Genomic DNA, 1,231 nt, shown 5'->3' with positions numbered 1-1,231 from the left:
ACCGCATTCGCCTTGGCTTCATGGTGAGTTTCTGATGCTGCTTGCGGCGCTTGCCCTTGCCGCATCCGATGTCCCGCTGCCGCACCCGGCGGGCCACCTGCCCCATGGCCACACCCATGCGGGCGGCGAGATCGATGAGGATCATGGCCCGCTGCTTCTGCAGGTCACCTATACCGGCGAGGTGATCGGCAACCTATCGGGCGGTCTGCGACGCGGCACCCGTTATCTCGACAATCTCGATATCGTGTTCGAAGCCGACATGGAGCAGCTCGCGGGCTGGACCGGGGCGCAAATCCATATTTACGGCCTCTACAACAACGGCCATTCGATCAGCGAGCTGGTCGGCGATACGCAGGCGGTCAGCAATATCGAAACCGGTGTGTCGGCGCTGCGCCTCTACGAAGCGTGGATCGACCAGAAGTTCGGCGACAGGGTCTCGCTGCGCGCGGGGCTTTACGACCTCAATTCCGAATTCGATTCGCTCGATGCCGCTGGCCTGTTTGTCGGCAGTGCGAACGGTATCGGCACCGACTTCGCCCAGAGCGGCCACAACGGCCCCTCGATCTTTCCGTCGACCGCACTCGCGGCGCGGCTTGCGGTCAACCCGGCCGAGGGCTGGACGGTCCGCGCCGCGATCCTCGACGGGGTTCCCGGCGATCCCGCCCGCCCCGGCCGCACCCTTGTCCGCCTCGGCGACGGCGATGGCGCACTGCTGGTCGGCGAGGCCGAGGCTCCGCTCGCCGGCGGCAAGCTGCTGCTCGGTCACTGGCGTTATACCGCGCGGTTCGACCGCAACGACGGCCGTGGTACCGATCGCGGCAATGCCGGCACCTATGTCCGCGCCGAGCTTCCGCTGCTTGCCAGGGACAATCGCCAGATCGACGGCTTCGTGCGGCTCGGCACCGCCAGCGGCCGCTTCAACATGTTCGACGCTTTTGCCGGCGGCGGCCTGAAATTCAGCGGCTGGATCCCCGGCCGCGACGAGGATGAATTCGGCATCGCCTGGGCTGCGGCCTTCACCTCGGAAGCGTACCGCGCCCTCACCGGCGCCGCGTCCGCAGAGGTTGCGCTGGAGGCGACCTATCGCGCCCGGATCGCCCCCTGGCTCGCAGTGCAGCCCAATATCCATTACATCCGTCGGCCATCCGCCGACCCGGCGATCGCCCATGCCCTTATCCTCGGCGTTCGCGCCGAAACCAGCTTCAACCTCCTCGGGTTCTAGAGAACGATC

The 1,231-nt window shown here is 66.6% G+C and carries 1 protein-coding gene; it reads left to right on the top strand.

Translation table 11 applies throughout. The annotated features are described in order from the left end of the window. On the top strand, positions 1-1,222 hold a 1,222-nt coding region (locus tag AC1RRJ_RS21555; protein ID WP_493126578.1), incomplete at its 5' end, for a carbohydrate porin. Between the last annotated feature and the right edge of the window lie 9 nt (positions 1,223-1,231).

This window comes from Sphingopyxis sp. GW821-FHT12C06 (genome assembly GCF_058807415.1).
Note: the sequence above shows the minus strand (reverse complement) of the source record. Positions and strands in the feature narration are given on the sequence as shown.